Origin of the sequence: Achromobacter sp. GbtcB20 (assembly GCF_019091095.1) — a bacterium.
Taxonomy (GTDB): Bacteria; Pseudomonadota; Gammaproteobacteria; order Burkholderiales; family Burkholderiaceae_B; genus Achromobacter; species Achromobacter mucicolens.
The window spans coordinates 1-511 of record NZ_JAGXJZ010000201.1 but is presented as its reverse complement, the minus strand read 5'-3'; the positions used below and the strand labels follow the sequence as shown (position 1 = coordinate 511).

The following is a 511-nucleotide window of genomic DNA, read 5'->3' as shown; positions in this document are numbered from 1 at the left end:
CGACGCCCTGGCTGGCCAGGACGTCGCGCGCGAGCTGGGTCAGGCGCCAGGTCTTCGAGATCTCGCCGGGGCAGCTGCCGTCGTTGCGCGCGGCGCCGTTGACCAGGAGGATGCGGCTCGGCGTGGCGGGGTCCTTCTGGCGCGCCTCGGCGGCCAGCAGGCGCTCGTGCGCTTCCTTCCACTCGATCGACAGGTCGTAGTCGGGATCGGCGAAGCCGGGGCCGGCCTTCACGGTGCGCGGCGCCTTGCGCTTGTCGTGGTAGGCCTGCCAGGCCACTTCCTCGACCGCCGCCAGTTCGTCCGCCACCGCCGCGAAAGCCGGGTCGAAGAACTGGTCGATGAACTTGCGATGGAATTCTTCCCGCTCCAGCCTTGCGGGTGCCTGGCCCTTGCGCACCGTTGTCATGCCGCCTCCTTTTTCATGAAGCGATTATCGGCGCGGCCGGGCTGGGCGGATGTACGTTGGCGCACGGTCGAGGCAATAAAAAAAGCGGGCGGCGCTCGCAGCGCT

Annotated in this window: 1 pseudogene; it reads right to left on the bottom strand. The window is 68.9% G+C overall.

Annotated features, from left to right (window positions below):
- Positions 1-406: pseudogene (locus tag KVT32_RS28570) on the bottom strand (NADPH-dependent FMN reductase); the annotation flags it as partial.
- Positions 407-511: the final 105 nt, after the last annotated feature.